Source organism: Streptomyces sp. F63 (assembly GCF_018070345.1).
Lineage (GTDB): Bacteria > Actinomycetota > Actinomycetes > Streptomycetales > Streptomycetaceae > Streptomyces.
In genome coordinates this window covers 1-15,447 of record NZ_JAGPXX010000009.1, presented here as the reverse complement: position 1 = coordinate 15,447, position 15,447 = coordinate 1, and the positions used below count along the sequence as shown (strand labels likewise).

Here is a 15,447-nt window from a genome sequence, read left to right as displayed (position 1 = left end):
GACGGAGCCTCTGCCCGGACGGTGCGGAGCGGCGCCCGGGCACAGTGCGGGAAGGCGGCGGGCCGTCCTCGCGTAGCATGGCCGGGACACGTCCGGTACCGCCCCTGGCTCTCCCGAACCGGGCAGGCGGACTGGAACGGAAGGCCGTATTCCGTGAACACACCCCCTCTCCCCGAGGCCAAGGACCGCCCCGCCAGGCTCGCCGTCGGGGTCGTCGGCGCGGGCCGGGTCGGCCCCGCGCTCGCCGCCGCGCTGCGGCTCGCGGGGCACCGACCGGTCGCCGCCTCCGGCGTTTCCGACGCATCGGTGCGCCGGGCGGCCGACATGCTGCCCGAGGTGCCCCTGGTGTCGCCCGCGCAGGTTCTGGCCCGCTCCGAGCTCGTTCTGCTGACCGTCCCCGACGACGCCCTGCCGCGGCTCGTCCAGGGGCTGGCGGAGACCGGTGCCGTCCGCCCCGGGCAGCTCCTCGTGCACACCTCCGGCCGTTACGGCACCGCCGTGCTGGACCCGGCCCGCAGCGCCGGCGCGCTGCCGCTGGCCCTGCACCCCGCGATGACGTTCACGGGCACCGCCGTCGACGTCCAGCGGCTGGCCGGCTGCTCCTTCGGCGTGACCGCGCCGGAGGAACTGCGGCTGGCCGCCGAGGCCCTCGTCATCGAGATGGGAGGCGAGCCGGAGTGGGTCGAGGAGTCGGCCCGTCCGCTGTACCACGCGGCGCTGGCCCTCGGCGCCAACCATCTCGTCACGCTGGTGGCCCAGTCGCTCGAACTGCTGCGCGCCGCCGGTGTGGGCGCCCCCGACCGCATGCTGGGCCCGCTCCTCGGCGCCGCCCTGGACAACGCCCTGCGCTCCGGTGACGCGGCCCTGACCGGTCCGGTCGCGCGCGGGGACGCCGGCACGGTGGCCGCGCACGTCGCCGAGCTGCGCGAGCACGCGCCGCAGACCGTCGCGGGCTATCTGGCCATGGCACGCGCCACGGCGGACCGCGCCATGGCCTCCGGCTTGCTGAAACCGGAGCTGGCGGAAGACCTGCTGGGCGTGCTCGCGGACGGAGGCACCCGATGACGGACGACCGGAACCCGCCGGTGAGCCCGGCCCGGGACGCGGGCGCGACCGCCGCCCCGGACACGGCGGTTGAGCGCACGGCCGCTGACCGCACGGCCGCCGACCGGGACGCGGCCACCGTCGCAGGCCCCGCCGCGGGCACCGGCAGCGCGCCGCCGCCCAGCGGGCCCGCGCCCGCGCTCATCCGCACGGCGGCCGGACTGCGCTCCCTGCGGCGGCGCGGCGAGCGCGCGGTCGTGATGACGATGGGAGCCCTCCACGCGGGGCACGCGGCCCTGATCCGCGCCGCGCGCGACCGGGTCGGCCCGGACGGCCAGGTGGTGGTGACCGTGTTCGTCAACCCGCTGCAGTTCGGTGCCGGGGAGGACCTCGACCGCTATCCGCGCACCCTCGACGTCGATCTCGCCCTCGCCGCCCGGGAAGGCGCGGACGCCGTCTTCGCGCCGTCCGCCGACGAGGTCTACCCGGGCGGGGAGCCGCAGGTCCGGATCTCCGCGGGGCCGATGGGCGAACGGCTGGAGGGCGCCAGCCGCCCCGGGCACTTCGACGGCATGCTGACCGTCGTCGCCAAGCTGCTCCACCTCACCGCCCCGGACCTCGCCCTCTACGGCGAGAAGGACGCCCAGCAGCTCGCGCTGATCCGGCGCATGGCGCGCGACTTGAACTTCCCCGTCCGGATCGTCGGCGTCCCGACCGTCCGGGAGCCGGACGGGCTGGCCCTGTCCAGCCGCAACCGCTATCTGTCCGCGTCCGAGCGCGGCACGGCGCTGGCGCTGTCCCGCGCCCTGGCGGCGGGCCGCGAGGCGGGACGCCCCGCGCGGTCCGTGACGCCGGGGGACCGCGCGCCGTCCGTGACGCCCGGCACGCCGTTGCCGGAGCCGCCGCCCGCGCCGGCCGCGGGCCCGGACGCCGTACGGGCCGCCGCCCGCGCCGTGCTGGACGAGGCCGCGGAGCACCGGCCGCCGCTGGAGACCGACTACCTGGCGCTCGTCGACCCGTCCGACTTCACCGAGGTCCCGGCCGGCCACCGGGGCGAGGCCGTGCTGGCCGTGGCGGCCAGGGTGGGCACCACCCGACTGATCGACAACATCCGCCTGCAGTTCGGAGCCCCCCGATGAGCCTGCCCGGCACGAGCCCGTCCGTCCCGATGGGCCCGTCGCGCGCGCCATACCGGCACCCCGGCCGGGGAGCCGCCGTCCGGGGAGCCGCCGTCCGGAGAGCCCCGGCCCCCGCCGCCCCGGCAGGTGCCCCCGCCGCCCCGGCAGGTGCCCCCGCCGCCCCGGCAGGTGCCCCCGCCGCCCGCGAGGCCACCGCCGCCCGCGAGGCCCTCGCGGACCCCGGGGGCGGAATGCTGACCCGAGCAGGCACGCACCTCTCCTCCGGAGCCGCCCTGTGAGCACACCGGACAACGGGCGCCAGCCCCATCGGCCCCACCACGTCCAGCGGCCCCACCACCCGCACCAGGCCCACCAGTCCGGCCGGACCGCCCCGGCCGACCGGCCCGGCCTCTCCTCCACCGGCCCCGAGGCCCTCGCACTGACCGCCCCGCCGCCCGGCTGGGCCATCGAGGCGGACGTCGTCGTGGTCGGTTCCGGCGTCGCCGGGCTGACCGCCGCCCTCCGCTGCGCGGCGGCCGGCCACCGGACCGTCGTCGTCACCAAGGCGCGGCTCGACGCGGGCTCCACCCGCTGGGCGCAGGGCGGCATCGCGGCGGCCCTCGGCGACGGGGACACCCCGGATCAGCACCTGGACGACACCCTGGTCGCGGGCGCCGGGCTGTGCGACGAGACGGCCGTGCGCGCCCTGGTCACCGAAGGCCCCGACGCCGTGCGCCGGCTGATCGGCAGCGGCGCCCGGTTCGACACCGACGCAGGCACCGGCGAGATCCTCCTGACCCGCGAGGGCGGCCACCACCGCCGCCGGATCGCCCACGCCGGCGGCGACGCGACCGGCGCCGAGATCTCCCGGGCGCTGGTCGAGGCGGTCCGCGGGGCCGGGGTGGAGACGGTCGAGAACGCCCTCGTGCTCGATCTGATGAAGGACGCCGAGGGCCGCGCCGCGGGCGTCACCCTGCACGTCATGGGCGAGGGGCAGCGGGACGGCGTGGGCGCCGTGCGCGCCCGCTCGGTGGTGCTCGCCACCGGCGGCATGGGGCAGGTGTTCTCCGCGACCACCAACCCGGCCGTCTCCACCGGCGACGGGGTGGCGCTGGCCCTGCGGGCCGGCGCGGAGGTGTCCGATCTGGAGTTCGTCCAGTTCCACCCGACCGTGCTGTTCCTCGGCCGCGGTGCCGAGGGTCAGCAGCCCCTGGTGTCGGAGGCGGTCCGCGGCGAGGGCGCGTACCTGGTGGACGCCGGCGGTGTGCGCTTCATGCGCGGACAGCACGAACTGGCCGAGCTGGCGCCCCGCGACATCGTCGCCAAGGGCATCATGCGCCGCATGCGCGAGACCGGCGCCGACCACATGTACCTCGACGGCCGCCACTTCGGCGCCGAGATGTGGGAGCACCGCTTCCCGACGATCCTCGCGGCCTGCCGGTCGCACGGCATCGACCCGGTGACGGAGCTGATCCCGGTCTCCCCGGCCGCCCACTACGCCAGCGGCGGGGTGCGGACCGATCTGCGCGGCCGGACGACCGTTCCCGGGCTCTACGCCTGCGGCGAGGTCGCGTGCACCGGCGTGCACGGCGCGAACCGGCTGGCGTCCAACTCCCTGCTGGAGGGCCTGGTGTTCGCCGAGCGCATCGCCGCCGACATCTCCGGCACCGCCCCCGCGGAAACCGGCACCCCCACCGCGTCCGGCGCCGCCACCATCCCCGACGCCGCCCCCGGCGGCCCTCTCCTCGTCCCCGAGGCCCGCTACGAGATCCAGCGCATCATGACGGCCGGTGCCGGAGTCCTCCGCAGCGCCGCCAGCCTCGCCGCCGCCGCGGACGGCCTGGAGCGGCTGCACACCACGGCCGCCGCCGAACTGCGCGTGGACGGCAAGACCGCCGAGCCCTGCGTGGAGAGCTGGGAGGCCACGAACCTGCTGCTGGTCTCGCGGGTCCTGGTCGCCGTGGCCCGCGAGCGCGAGGAGACCCGCGGCTGCCACTGGCGCGAGGACCGCCCCGACCGCGACGACACGCACTGGCGCCGCCACCTCGTCGCCCGCCTCGGGCCCGGTGCCGAACTGGCGATCACCTCCACGGACACGGCAGACTTCCCGCCCGTACGCCCCGGCGCGAGCGCCGGAGCCGAACCCGGCGCGGAATCCCCCGGAGCCTCCCGCGGCCCCGCCGGCCGGGCGGACGCCTCCGCGGAGGTCCGGACGATCCACCCCGAAGGGACAACTCGTGAACACCCCTGACCGTCCACAGCCCGTGGACCTTCCGCTGCTCCAGATCGGCGGCCCCTCCGCCGGGGCGGACGGCGGCGGGTGCGGCGACTCCTGCGGCTGCGGCGACGGGGGCGAGGGCTTCGACCTGGACCCCCTGGAGTGCGGCCTCGATCCCGCGCTGGCCGAACTGCTGGCCCTGGGCGGTCTGGACCCCGTCCAGGTGGAGGATCTGGCCCACGTCGCCATCGAGGAGGACCTCGACCACGGCGTGGACGTGACGACGGTGGCGACGATCCCCGAGGACGCCGTCGCCACCGGCGACTTCACCGCCCGCCAGGCGGGCACCGTCGCCGGCCTGCGCGTCGCGGAGGCGATCCTGTCGGTCGTCTGCACCGACGAGTTCGAGGTCGAACGGCATGTGATGGACGGCGACCGGGTCGAGCCCGGCCAGAAGCTGCTGACCGTGCGCACCCGCACCCGGGATCTGCTCACCGGCGAGCGCAGCGCGCTCAACCTCCTCTGCCGGCTCTCCGGCATCGCGACCGCCACGCGCGCCTGGGCCGACGCCCTGGAGGGCACCGGAGCGGCCGTCCGCGACACCCGCAAGACCACCCCCGGGCTGCGCTTCCTGGAAAAGTACGCGGTCCGCTGCGGCGGTGGTCTCAATCACCGCATGTCGCTCTCGGACGCCGCGCTCATCAAGGACAATCACGTGATCGCGGCGGGCGGGGTCGCGGCGGCCTTCAAGGCCGTGCGGAGCGAGTTCCCGGACGTGCCCGTCGAGGTCGAGGTGGACCGGCTCGACCAGATCGAGCCGGTGCTCGCCGAGGGCGCCGACCTGATCCTGCTGGACAACTTCACCGTCGAGGAGACCCGCGAGGCCGTCGCCCTCGTCGCGGGCCGGGCCCGCCTGGAGTCCTCCGGCCGCCTCGGCCTCGACAACGCCCGCGCCTACGCCGCGACCGGGGTCGACTACCTCGCCGTCGGGGCGCTCACCCACTCCTCCCCCATCCTCGACATCGGCCTGGACCTGCGCGACGAGCAGCGGACCGCTGCCGGCGCCGGGGCGGGCGACGCCGACGACCGCGCGGAGGCGTGAGAGACGATGCTGCTCACCATCGACGTCGGCAACACCCACACCGTCCTCGGCCTGTTCGACGGCGAGGACATCGTCGAGCACTGGCGGATCTCCACGGACGCCCGCCGCACGGCCGACGAACTCGCCGTGCTCCTGCAGGGCCTGATGGGCATGCATCCGCTGCTCGGCGACGAGCTCGGCGACGGCATCGAGGGCATCGCGATCTGCTCCACCGTCCCCTCCGTGCTGCACGAACTCCGGGAGGTCACCCGCCGCTACTACGGCGACGTGCCGGCCGTGCTCGTCGAACCCGGGGTCAAGACGGGCGTCCCCATCCTCATGGACAACCCGAAGGAGGTCGGCGCCGACCGCATCATCAACGCCCTGGCGGCCGTCGAGCTCTACGGCGGCCCGTGCGTGGTCGTCGACTTCGGCACCGCCACCACCTTCGACGCGGTGTCGGTGCGCGGCGAATACGTCGGCGGCGTGATCGCCCCGGGCATCGAGATCTCCGTGGACGCCCTCGGGGTGCGCGGCGCCCAGCTCCGCAAGATCGAGCTGGCCCGGCCGCGCAGTGTCATCGGGAAGAACACCGTCGAGGCCATGCAGTCCGGCATCCTCTACGGCTTCGCCGGCCAGGTCGACGGCGTCGTGGGCCGGATGGCCGCCGAACTGGCCGACGACCCCGACGACGTCACCGTGATCGCGACCGGCGGCCTCGCCCCCATGGTGCTCGGCGAGTCGGCCGTGATCGACGAGCACGAGCCCTGGCTGACCCTGATCGGCCTCCGCCTGGTCTACGAACGCAACGTCTCCCGCACCTGACGGAACGGGCTCCGCCACCGGCTCGCTCCGCCCGGCGGACGGTGCCGGGCACGGGCCGCCCCCCACCGCGAGGACCCACGCGTCGGGGGCACGCCCGGAGGCGGCACACACGGCGAATAATGTCCGTTAAGTGGTAAAAATCTGCTTATGCCCATGCCTCTTGATTCCCGCGGCGCCCTGGCGTTCAGCGCCGACGAAGTGTCCGTCCTGCGCCGGGCCCTGGCCCTCGCCCTGCGGCCCGGTCCGGCTTCCGCCCACTCCGGCGGCCCCGAGCGGGCCGGGGAGCGCCGGGATCTGGAGCGCCTCGCCGGGGACGTGGCCGAGGCGGTGCGCGAGAGCGCCAGGCTGCGCGCCTTTCTCCAGGCCGACCTGGCCCGCTACCGCGCGGCCCTCCCGGGCTCGTCCACCGGCTATCTGGACCGGCTCCGGGAGGCCGCCGGCACCGGCCGCCCGCCCGGGGAGGAGGATCTCGCCGCGCTCCGTTCGCTCTGCGCCGATCCGGCGGTGAGCCCCGCCGACGCCGCCCGTGCCCGCGCCCTGCTGCGGAACGGGGAACGCCGCGGTGTCACCGGGCACGCCGTCCGTCCCGCGGTGGGGGAGCCCGCCCCGCACCGGCCTCCGGCCGCCCCGCGTCCGCGCCCCGCCGCCCGGCCCACCACCCGGCTGGCCGCCGTGCCGGGCCCCGTCCGGCGCCTGCTCGCCGTGCCGGCCCTCCCCGTCCCCTCGGCCCCCTCCGTGCTCCCGGTCCTCCCCGGAAGCCGTACGGCGACGGCCGCCGAACCGGCCAAGCGGTCCCGCCCGCGGCGGGACACGGACCCCGCCGAGAAGCCCCCGGCCGGCCGCCCCGATCCGGAGCGCCCCGCCGGGCCCGAGTCCGAACCCCCCGCCCGCCCGGTGCCCACGCCGGCCGAGGTCTTCCCGCCGCGCCGGCCCCCGGCCCCCGCGCCGCCCCAGCGGCCGGAGGAGGGCCGCGCGGCCGGCTGAGGGAGGCGGAGGGAGCCGGAGGCCCGGTGGCCCGCCCGGCTCGTTACCCTGGTCGGTATGGAATACGTTGCCGCGCTTCTGCCCTCCACGGTCATGGCCGTGGCCTTCATCGCGCTGATCGTGACGATCGTGAAGAGCCAGGGCGGAGCCAACAAGGCCAAGGAGGACGCCGCGGTCGACGCGGCGCTGTCCCGCGCCGAGGCCGCCCGCCCCGGTACGCCGCCGGAGGGCGGCCCCGCCTCCTGAGGGCTCCGCCGGGCACGACCGGCCGCAGGGGCCGGAAGGGCGCGGTCCAGGGACGGGCATGTCCCCGGACCGCGCCCTTTTTCGTGTCCGAATGGCCGGAATTCTGAGGTTCTGCCGCTAGGGTTTCCTGGTGCCTCGACCATTGGGTGAGCTGGAAGACGCCGTGATGACGCGGGTGTGGCGATGGAACCGCCCGGTCACCGTCCGGGAAGTCCTGGAGGACCTCCGGAAGGAACGCCCGATCGCCTACACGACGGTCATGACCGTATTGGACAACCTGCACCGGAAGGGCTGGGTCCGCAGAGAAGCGGAAGGCCGGGCCTATCGATATACGGCCGTCTCCACCCGGGCCGCCTACTCCGCCGCCCTCATGAACGAGGCGTGGGCCGCCAGCGACAACCGCGCCGCCGCCCTTGTCGCCTTCTTCGGGATGATGTCGGAGGAAGAGCGGGAAGCCCTCCGCGACGCCATCCGCGTCGTACGGCTGGACCGTCCCGATGAGGGGTCCGAGGCGGCGGAGCGATAGCGTCCGTGCATGTCCCCAGTATCAAATGAGGTCGCGGTCCGGCGGGCGAGGACGAGCGATGTCCCCGCGATCCGCGGTCTCATCGACGGCTACGTCCGCGACGGTATCCTGCTCGACAAAGCGACGGTGACGCTTTACGAGGACATCCAGGAGTTCTGGGTGGCCGAACGCACGGGGGACGCCCGGGTCATCGGCTGCGGCGCACTCCACGTCATGTGGGAGGACCTGGCGGAGGTCCGCACCCTGGCCGTGGATCCCGCCGCGAAGGGCTCCGGTGTCGGCCACCGCGTCCTCGAGGAATTGGTACAGACCGCTCGCCGCCTCGGGGTTCGCCGTATTTTCTGCCTTACCTTCGAAGTCGACTTCTTCACCCGGCACGGCTTCACGGAGATCGGCGACACCCCGGTCGACGGCGATGTCTACAGCGAGCTGCTCCGTTCCTATGACGAGGGCGTGGCCGAGTTCCTCGGGCTCGAACGGGTGAAGCCGAACACCTTGGGTAACAGCCGGATGCTTCTGCACCTGTGACCGCGAGGTTATTCGCGCGTCTTCGTTCCGCCGTCTTCGGCAGTCCTTCCCCCGGCGCCTTCCGGGCACCTTACCCGAGTCTTCCCCGGCGTCTTCCCCGACGGAACCCATACCCTATGTCCGAAACGCGTACCTTTTTCGCGCCGATGCCGCACTGAACCCCACCCAGGGGTTTGTGTTTTTCCCTGAAAGGCGGTTTGCTTTCCGTCGTACTGCTTTTTCGATGAAAGGGAATCCGGTGGCACAGAAGGTTCAGGTCCTTCTTGTTGATGACCTCGACGGTGGCGAGGCGGACGAGACCGTGACGTTCGCTCTCGACGGCAAGACTTACGAGATCGACCTCACCACCGCCAATGCGGACAAGCTCCGGAGTCTTCTGGAGCCGTACACCAGGAGCGGGCGGCGCACCGGCGGCCGTGCGGCCGGCGGCCGAGGAAAGGCCCGGGGCACCTCCACGGGCGGCAGCCAGGACACCGCGAAGATCCGCGCGTGGGCGAAGGAGAACGGCTACGAGGTCAACGACCGCGGCCGTGTCCCCGCCACCGTGCGCGAGGCCTACGAGAAGGCGAACGGCTGACGCCGGCCGCGTCGCAGCAGCCGGGCCCGGTGGCACTCCGTCGCCGCCGCGCCCAGGAGCCGCACGAGATCGGGGGCGGACGCACCGGCGCCCCCGGCCCGTCTCCCGCCGCGCAGTGTCGCCGCGGGCAGGGCCGGCTCCACCGCACGCCCCGGCACGGGCGGGCGCAGCCAGACGGGTCCGCCGCCCGCGCCGCGGGCCAGGGGAGCGGCCGTCCGCCCGCCCGCGCCGAGCGCGCTCAGATCCAGGGGGACGCCGCCCCACTCCAGCCAGCGCAGCAGCTCCGGCAGCTCCTCGGCGCTCCCCGCCGCCACGAGCAGCCGCATCCGCGAGCCGTGCAGCGCGACCGGTCCGGTGTCCGGCACGCGCCGCAGCACGGCGAGTCCCGCGGCCGCGGGCAGCTCCAGCACGTCGAAGCGCACCCCGGTGAGCAGCTCCAGCGGGGCGCCGCCCGCCGTGGGCCAGCCCAGCCCGTGCTCGTACCACTCGCGGGCCGAGCGTTCGTCCGCGGGCACCGTGCGGGGCCGGCCGGAAGCCGTCGTCATGCCCGGAGCAACGGAACGGGGGCCGTTCGGGTTACGCAGAGTTGGCGAGCGGGTACGGAACGTGGTAGCGACGACGGCGTGCAAGGCGCCCGAGGGGGCGCAATGGTGTTCGCCCGTAGCTGAGTGACGGGGGTCGCGCCGCATGGACCGCCGGTCCCCGGGGGTAAGACTTGCCTTGTGGGAGGGACGGAGCGCGGTTGCCGCGGGCCCGGAGCACCGCCCGGCGTTCGCCATCGGCGTACTGCCGACGTGGATAGATGCCTGGCCTGCGGGAACATCGTCTCGCACCATCGGGTTGGAGCTGTTGTCGGCTGTCCGGGGCAGGAGACTTGTGGGAGTAAGTCCCCGTAACCAGCGGGGGAGACCGGACGGGTGTCGGCAGATGGAATGAGCTGTCCCCTGTTGCGGGACTAGCATGCGGAAGGACAGGGAGGGGACCGTCCCCGATCTGCCCGACCGCTCTGAGGAGCGATTAACGATGTTCGAGAGGTTCACCGACCGCGCGCGGCGGGTTGTCGTCCTGGCTCAGGAAGAAGCCCGGATGCTCAACCACAACTACATCGGCACCGAGCACATCCTCCTGGGCCTGATCCACGAGGGTGAGGGTGTCGCCGCTAAGGCCCTGGAGAGCCTCGGGATTTCGCTCGAGGCGGTCCGCCAGCAGGTGGAGGAGATCATCGGCCAGGGCCAGCAGGCCCCGTCCGGTCACATCCCCTTCACGCCCCGTGCCAAGAAGGTCCTGGAGCTGTCGCTCCGCGAGGCCCTCCAGCTCGGCCACAACTACATCGGCACCGAGCACATCCTGCTCGGCCTGATCCGCGAGGGCGAGGGCGTCGCCGCCCAGGTCCTCGTGAAGCTGGGCGCCGATCTGAACCGGGTGCGGCAGCAGGTCATCCAGCTGCTCTCCGGCTACCAGGGCAAGGAGGCCGCCACCGCGGGCGGCCCGGCCGAGGGCACGCCCTCGACCTCCCTCGTCCTGGACCAGTTCGGCCGCAATCTCACCCAGGCGGCCCGCGAGTCCAAGCTCGACCCGGTCATCGGGCGCGAGAAGGAGATCGAGCGGGTCATGCAGGTGCTGTCCCGCCGGACCAAGAACAACCCGGTCCTCATCGGCGAGCCCGGCGTCGGCAAGACGGCGGTCGTCGAGGGCCTGGCCCAGGCCATCGTCAAGGGGGAGGTGCCCGAGACCCTCAAGGACAAGCACCTCTACACCCTCGACCTCGGCGCCCTGGTCGCCGGCTCCCGCTACCGCGGTGACTTCGAGGAGCGCCTGAAGAAGGTGCTCAAGGAGATCCGCACCCGCGGCGACATCATCCTGTTCATCGACGAGCTCCACACCCTGGTGGGTGCGGGCGCCGCCGAGGGCGCGATCGACGCCGCGAGCATCCTCAAGCCGATGCTGGCCCGCGGCGAGCTGCAGACCATCGGTGCCACCACGCTCGACGAGTACCGCAAGCACCTGGAGAAGGACGCGGCCCTGGAGCGCCGCTTCCAGCCCATCCAGGTCGCGGAGCCGTCGCTGCCGCACACCATCGAGATCCTCAAGGGTCTGCGCGACCGTTACGAGGCGCACCACCGCGTCTCCATCACGGACGCCGCGCTGGTGGCCGCCGCGACCCTCGCCGACCGCTACATCTCCGACCGCTTCCTGCCGGACAAGGCGATCGACCTGATCGACGAGGCCGGCTCCCGGATGCGCATCCGCCGGATGACCGCTCCGCCGGACCTCCGCGAGTTCGACGAGAAGATCGCGAACGTCCGCCGGGACAAGGAGTCGGCGATCGACTCCCAGGACTTCGAGAAGGCCGCGTCGCTCCGCGACAAGGAGAAGCAGCTCCTGGCCCAGAAGGCCAAGCGGGAGAAGGAGTGGAAGGCCGGCGACATGGACGTCGTCGCCGAGGTCGACGAGGAGCTGATCGCCGAGGTCCTCGCCACGGCCACCGGCATCCCGGTCTTCAAGCTCACCGAGGAGGAGTCCTCGCGGCTGCTCCGCATGGAGGACGAGCTCCACAAGCGCGTCATCGGCCAGGAGGACGCCATCAAGGCGCTCTCCCAGGCGATCCGGCGCACCCGCGCGGGGCTCAAGGACCCGAAGCGTCCCGGTGGCTCGTTCATCTTCGCCGGCCCGTCCGGTGTGGGTAAGACCGAGCTGTCCAAGACGCTCGCCGAGTTCCTCTTCGGTGACGAGGACGCGCTGATCTCCCTCGACATGTCGGAGTTCAGCGAGAAGCACACGGTGTCGCGGCTCTTCGGTTCGCCCCCCGGCTACGTGGGCTACGAGGAGGGCGGCCAGCTCACCGAGAAGGTGCGCCGCAAGCCGTTCTCCGTGGTCCTCTTCGACGAGGTCGAGAAGGCCCACCCGGACATCTTCAACTCCCTGTTGCAGATCCTGGAGGACGGCCGGCTGACCGACTCTCAGGGCCGGGTCGTGGACTTCAAGAACACGGTCATCATCATGACGACCAACCTCGGCACCCGGGACATCTCCAAGGGCTTCAATCTCGGCTTCGCGGCCCAGGGCGACGTCAGGAGCAACTACGAGCGGATGAAGAACAAGGTCAACGAAGAGCTCAAGCAGCACTTCCGTCCCGAGTTCCTCAACCGTGTCGACGACACGGTCGTCTTCCACCAGCTCACCGAGGAAGACATCATCCGCATCGTCGACCTGATGATCGCCAAGGTGGACGAGCGCCTGAAGGACCGCGACATGGGCATCGAGCTCAGCGGTGAGGCCAAGTCCCTGCTCGCGAAGAAGGGCTACGACCCGGTCATGGGCGCCCGGCCGCTGCGCCGGACGATCCAGCGCGAGATCGAGGACCAGCTCTCGGAGAAGATCCTCTTCAACGAGCTGCGCCCCGGTCACATCGTGGTCGTGGACATCGAGGGCGAGGGTGACCAGAAGAAGTTCACCTTCCGCGGCGAGGAGAAGTCCGCGCTGCCGGACGCTCCGCCGATCGAGTCCGCCGCCGGCGGCGGCTCGGGCCCGAACCTGAGCAAGGACGCGTGACCGCTCACGCGGAGCACTGAGCGCCGCGCGGCAGGCGGCAGGCCGAGGGGCGGCCCGGAACCGATGGGTTCCGGGCCGCCCCTTTGGTTTGCGGTGGTCATGGCTTTTCGCGCTGGTCAGAGCGGCCGGACGATCCGCACCGACTCCGGAAGACGGCCGGTCTGCCGGACCGGGGTCCGCGGGCCCGGGGTGACGGTCTCCAGACGGGGCAGGGCGGCCAGGGGGCGAGGTCCTCCGGGTCCTGGATCTCCGGCACGGGGCGAAGGCGACGAAGGGAGTCCACGCCTTCGGGCCGGGGCGGGGCGGCCGGGCCGGGCGGTCGGGACGGTGACCGGCTCCGGACGGCTCACACCGTCACCACGTGGAGGTTCTGCGGGATGCCCTTGGCGGGCAGCACATGACTGCTGAGCGTCAGGGTGTGCAGGCGCGGGAAGGAGCTGAGCCATTCCAGGCCGGTGCCCAGGTCGTAGGCCAGCCAGAGGTGCGTCAGCTTCTCGGCGGCCAGCCCCTCGACCAGCTGCCCTGGGGTGAACCGTCCGGCGATCTGGACGGCCGGGCGGCCCCCGAGGCGGTGCAGTGCGCGCAGTTCCGCCGGGTCGGACACGGGGAAGTCCAGGGCGCGCTCGTCGAGGTGGGCGAGGACCTCGTCGGCGTACCGGTCGGTGTCGTACCGGCGCCAGGCGCCCGCGAGCAGGGAGCGGATGTGCCAGGACTCGCGGTCCCGCAGCCGTACCAGGTAGTCGATGGCCCGGTCGTCGGCGATGGACGTGGCCGTGACGGCCAGCAGGTACGCCTCGGGGTCGGGAAGGCCGGCCGGGTCGGGCAGCATCTCCAGGGCGATCGGCCCGATCCAGCCGAGCGCACGGGCGGCCGCCTCCGTGGTCGGGCGGACCATGTTCTTGGTGTACTGGTGCACCCTGGCCCGCACCCCGGGATCCAGTTCGGTGACGTGCTCCAGGCAGGCCGCGGCGAGCAGCTTGCGATGCCGGGCCTCCACGGGCTTGGCGCCCGGCCGGGCGGCCAGCAGGCCCTCCAGCAGCTTGGCGCACTCGTCCGGCCGGGCCAGTGCCGCGGCCATCCGGACGACCTCCTCCCAGTCGTCCTGGTGGGCGTGGCCGATGAGGAAGTCGAAGTCGTGGCGCTCCACGGCGGCCCGGGCGCTCAGATAGTCCTGGAAGGTGCGGTGGACGAAGTCCACCGAGCCGGGGGTGGGCTCCCGCAGCAGTCCGGTGCGGTTGAGCAGATGCCGGTAGATCTCCGCGGGCCCGCCCTGCTCGAGGGCCTCCGGTATCGCCGGCAGATGGCGCTCCAGGATGTCCACGGCCGTGCCGACGTCCATCTCCGAGCGCTCGTGGACCAGCATCCAGTGGGCCAGCTTCTGGAGCAGCTGGACCTTCGACTCCTGGGCCAGGTCGATGCCGTCGGTCGTGGCCATGTCCCGCTCCCGGTCCCGGCGCTCCAGCAGCATGGAGAGCGCGGCGTCGTACAGGGCGCGGCGGCCCCGCGGCAGGTAGCCGCGGCGGTCGCGGTGCAGGGCGCAGAGCAGGCCGCACATCAGCGGGTTGGTGGCCAGTCTGCCGAGTTCGCGGGTGGTGCGCACGGCCGTCAGCAGGGTGCTTTCGTACTCGTCCAGCCGGTGGAGGTCCTTGGGCTCCTCCGCTCGCGCCGCGGCGTGCCAGCGCTGGATGAACGCGGCCACGCCCTCCCGGCTGAGCGGGGCCAGCTTGAGCTCGGTGAAGCCGTCGTCGGCGAGCCACGCCTCGGGCACCGCGGACGGCCGGGAGGTGACGAGCCAGATGTTGCCGGGGTGCGCGGCGATCAGCGCCCGCAGTTCGGCCCGGAGCTGCTCGCGGAGGCCCTCGGGGGCCTCGTCGACCCCGTCGACCAGCATCAGGCCCCGCGCGCCGGCCAGGACGCGTCCGGCCCAGCCCGGCGGCTGGTCCTCCGCGCACGGGTGCCGGACGGCGGACAGGAACTCGCCGGGGCCCGGGAACCCCTTGTGCGGGAAGCGCCGCACGGGCAGGACGAACGGCACCCGGGCGCGGAGCGGGGCCAGCTGGTCCGGCAGCTCGTCCCGGGCCGTGGAGACCGCCAGCCACTGGACCAGGGTGGTCTTGCCCGAACCGGCCACCCCGCGCAACAGCACCTTGTCCCGTCCGGACAGCGCCTGCTCGGCGGGGAGCGCGGGCGGCGGCTGCGGAACCGCCGTCCCGCTGCGGTCCGGGCCGATCTCCGCTTCCAGGCTCAGGTACGCGGCGTCCAGCGGCCAGGTGTCGGGCGAGTGGTTGAGATCGATCCCGTAGATGGTGAGGTGGTTGTGTCCGGCGATGATGTCCTGGGCGTAGCGCTCCTCGAACGCGGCATCCTCGGGATGCATGTCCCGTCCCCCCGGGCTGTGGCGGCAGCTCTACAGCTCTCTGGGCACCCAGCGTAGGGGAGCCGAGCGCTGTGTGAACCGGCTCGGTGCCGGTTCATCGGGCGGCTGCCCGGCTGCCCGGCTGCCCGGCAGCTCGGCGGGTGAACGGGCGCTGCGCGGGGTGAGGGTTGGGGTGACCCGGGGCCGGGCCGGCCGGCCGGGTGCGGACGGCCGGGTGCGGACGGCCGGTCCGGTCCTCCGGGCTCCGCCGAGAAGTCGTTGATCTCGGTTTTCGGTGACCTGCCGCACGTGGCCCGGTTCACGTACGAGGGGGGATAGGAGACCGCGGGCCCGTGGGGTGTCCGGGGGGTGGTGCGCCGTCGGGCCGGGTG

13 protein-coding genes are annotated in these 15,447 nt (G+C 73.5%); 11 read left to right on the top strand and 2 right to left on the bottom strand.

Annotated elements, in window-relative coordinates; genetic code table 11:
• Window positions 1–153 precede the first annotated feature (153 nt).
• From KBZ10_RS12440 to KBZ10_RS12395, 10 genes are all read left to right on the top strand, one after another.
• Entirely contained in the window at window positions 154–1,065 is a 912-nt protein-coding gene (locus KBZ10_RS12440) for a Rossmann-like and DUF2520 domain-containing protein (protein ID WP_210987647.1), read from the top strand.
• A complete protein-coding gene (gene panC / locus KBZ10_RS12435) occupies window positions 1,062–2,183 on the top strand; it encodes a pantoate--beta-alanine ligase (protein ID WP_210987646.1) in 1,122 nt (373 codons plus the stop codon). The genes KBZ10_RS12440 and panC overlap by 4 nt, the downstream gene beginning before the upstream one ends.
• A 418-nt stretch (window positions 2,184–2,601) precedes the next feature.
• Complete coding sequence (locus tag KBZ10_RS12430) at window positions 2,602–4,413, top strand: L-aspartate oxidase (RefSeq protein ID WP_210987788.1); 1,812 nt, start codon at window positions 2,602–2,604, stop codon at window positions 4,411–4,413.
• On the top strand, window positions 4,400–5,482 hold the full coding sequence (gene nadC / locus KBZ10_RS12425) for a carboxylating nicotinate-nucleotide diphosphorylase (protein WP_210987645.1): 1,083 nt from the start codon (window positions 4,400–4,402) through the stop codon (window positions 5,480–5,482). The genes KBZ10_RS12430 and nadC overlap by 14 nt, the downstream gene beginning before the upstream one ends.
• A gap of 6 nt (window positions 5,483–5,488) precedes the next feature.
• Entirely contained in the window at window positions 5,489–6,286 is a 798-nt protein-coding gene (locus KBZ10_RS12420; protein ID WP_210987644.1) for a type III pantothenate kinase, read from the top strand.
• Window positions 6,287–6,439: 153 nt separating this feature from the next.
• Window positions 6,440–7,270, top strand: a complete 831-nt coding sequence (locus KBZ10_RS12415) for a hypothetical protein (protein ID WP_307847367.1) — start codon at window positions 6,440–6,442, stop codon at window positions 7,268–7,270.
• Between the two features lie 57 nt (window positions 7,271–7,327).
• Window positions 7,328–7,516: a hypothetical protein gene (locus tag KBZ10_RS12410; RefSeq protein ID WP_210987642.1), complete on the top strand. Its 189-nt coding sequence runs from the start codon at window positions 7,328–7,330 to the stop codon at window positions 7,514–7,516.
• 130 nt (window positions 7,517–7,646) lie between these two features.
• Entirely contained in the window at window positions 7,647–8,042 is a 396-nt protein-coding gene (locus KBZ10_RS12405; RefSeq protein ID WP_210987641.1) for a BlaI/MecI/CopY family transcriptional regulator, read from the top strand.
• Between the two features lie 9 nt (window positions 8,043–8,051).
• Window positions 8,052–8,570, top strand: coding sequence for an amino-acid N-acetyltransferase (locus tag KBZ10_RS12400; protein WP_210987640.1), 519 nt, complete (start codon window positions 8,052–8,054; stop codon window positions 8,568–8,570).
• Between the two features lie 238 nt (window positions 8,571–8,808).
• A complete protein-coding gene (locus KBZ10_RS12395; RefSeq protein ID WP_210987639.1) occupies window positions 8,809–9,147 on the top strand; it encodes an Lsr2 family protein in 339 nt (112 codons plus the stop codon).
• Here the strand turns inward: KBZ10_RS12395 and KBZ10_RS12390 are convergent.
• Window positions 9,126–9,692, bottom strand: coding sequence for an SCO3374 family protein (locus tag KBZ10_RS12390; RefSeq protein ID WP_210987638.1), 567 nt, complete (start codon window positions 9,690–9,692; stop codon window positions 9,126–9,128). The two genes, KBZ10_RS12395 and KBZ10_RS12390, sit on opposite strands and share 22 nt — an antisense overlap.
• Window positions 9,693–10,170: 478 nt before the next feature.
• On the opposite strand from KBZ10_RS12390, the gene KBZ10_RS12385 reads away from it, so the two are divergent.
• Window positions 10,171–12,699 carry an ATP-dependent Clp protease ATP-binding subunit gene (locus KBZ10_RS12385; protein ID WP_210987637.1) on the top strand — a complete coding sequence of 843 codons (2,529 nt, stop codon included), beginning with the start codon at window positions 10,171–10,173 and terminating at the stop codon, window positions 12,697–12,699.
• Window positions 12,700–13,045: 346 nt separating this feature from the next.
• Here the strand turns inward: KBZ10_RS12385 and KBZ10_RS12380 are convergent, their stop codons facing one another.
• The gene (locus tag KBZ10_RS12380) at window positions 13,046–15,076 is read right to left on the bottom strand and encodes an NACHT domain-containing NTPase (RefSeq protein ID WP_210987636.1); all 2,031 of its coding nucleotides are present in this window, start codon (window positions 15,074–15,076) and stop codon (window positions 13,046–13,048) included.
• Window positions 15,077–15,447: the final 371 nt, after the last annotated feature.

Bases quoted from the DNA above. Each gene is read 5' to 3' on its own strand.
- panC (WP_210987646.1), top strand. From the start codon at position 1,062: ATGACGGACGACCGGAACCCGCCGGTGAGCCCGGCCCGGGACGCGGGC.
- KBZ10_RS12420 (WP_210987644.1), top strand. From the start codon at position 5,489: ATGCTGCTCACCATCGACGTCGGCAACACCCACACCGTCCTCGGCCTG.
- KBZ10_RS12415 (WP_307847367.1), top strand. From the start codon at position 6,440: ATGCCTCTTGATTCCCGCGGCGCCCTGGCGTTCAGCGCCGACGAAGTG.
- KBZ10_RS12410 (WP_210987642.1), top strand. From the start codon at position 7,328: ATGGAATACGTTGCCGCGCTTCTGCCCTCCACGGTCATGGCCGTGGCC.
- KBZ10_RS12400 (WP_210987640.1), top strand. From the start codon at position 8,052: ATGTCCCCAGTATCAAATGAGGTCGCGGTCCGGCGGGCGAGGACGAGC.
- KBZ10_RS12390 (WP_210987638.1), bottom strand. From the start codon at position 9,692: ATGACGACGGCTTCCGGCCGGCCCCGCACGGTGCCCGCGGACGAACGC.
- KBZ10_RS12385 (WP_210987637.1), top strand. From the start codon at position 10,171: ATGTTCGAGAGGTTCACCGACCGCGCGCGGCGGGTTGTCGTCCTGGCT.
- KBZ10_RS12380 (WP_210987636.1), bottom strand. From the start codon at position 15,076: ATGCATCCCGAGGATGCCGCGTTCGAGGAGCGCTACGCCCAGGACATC.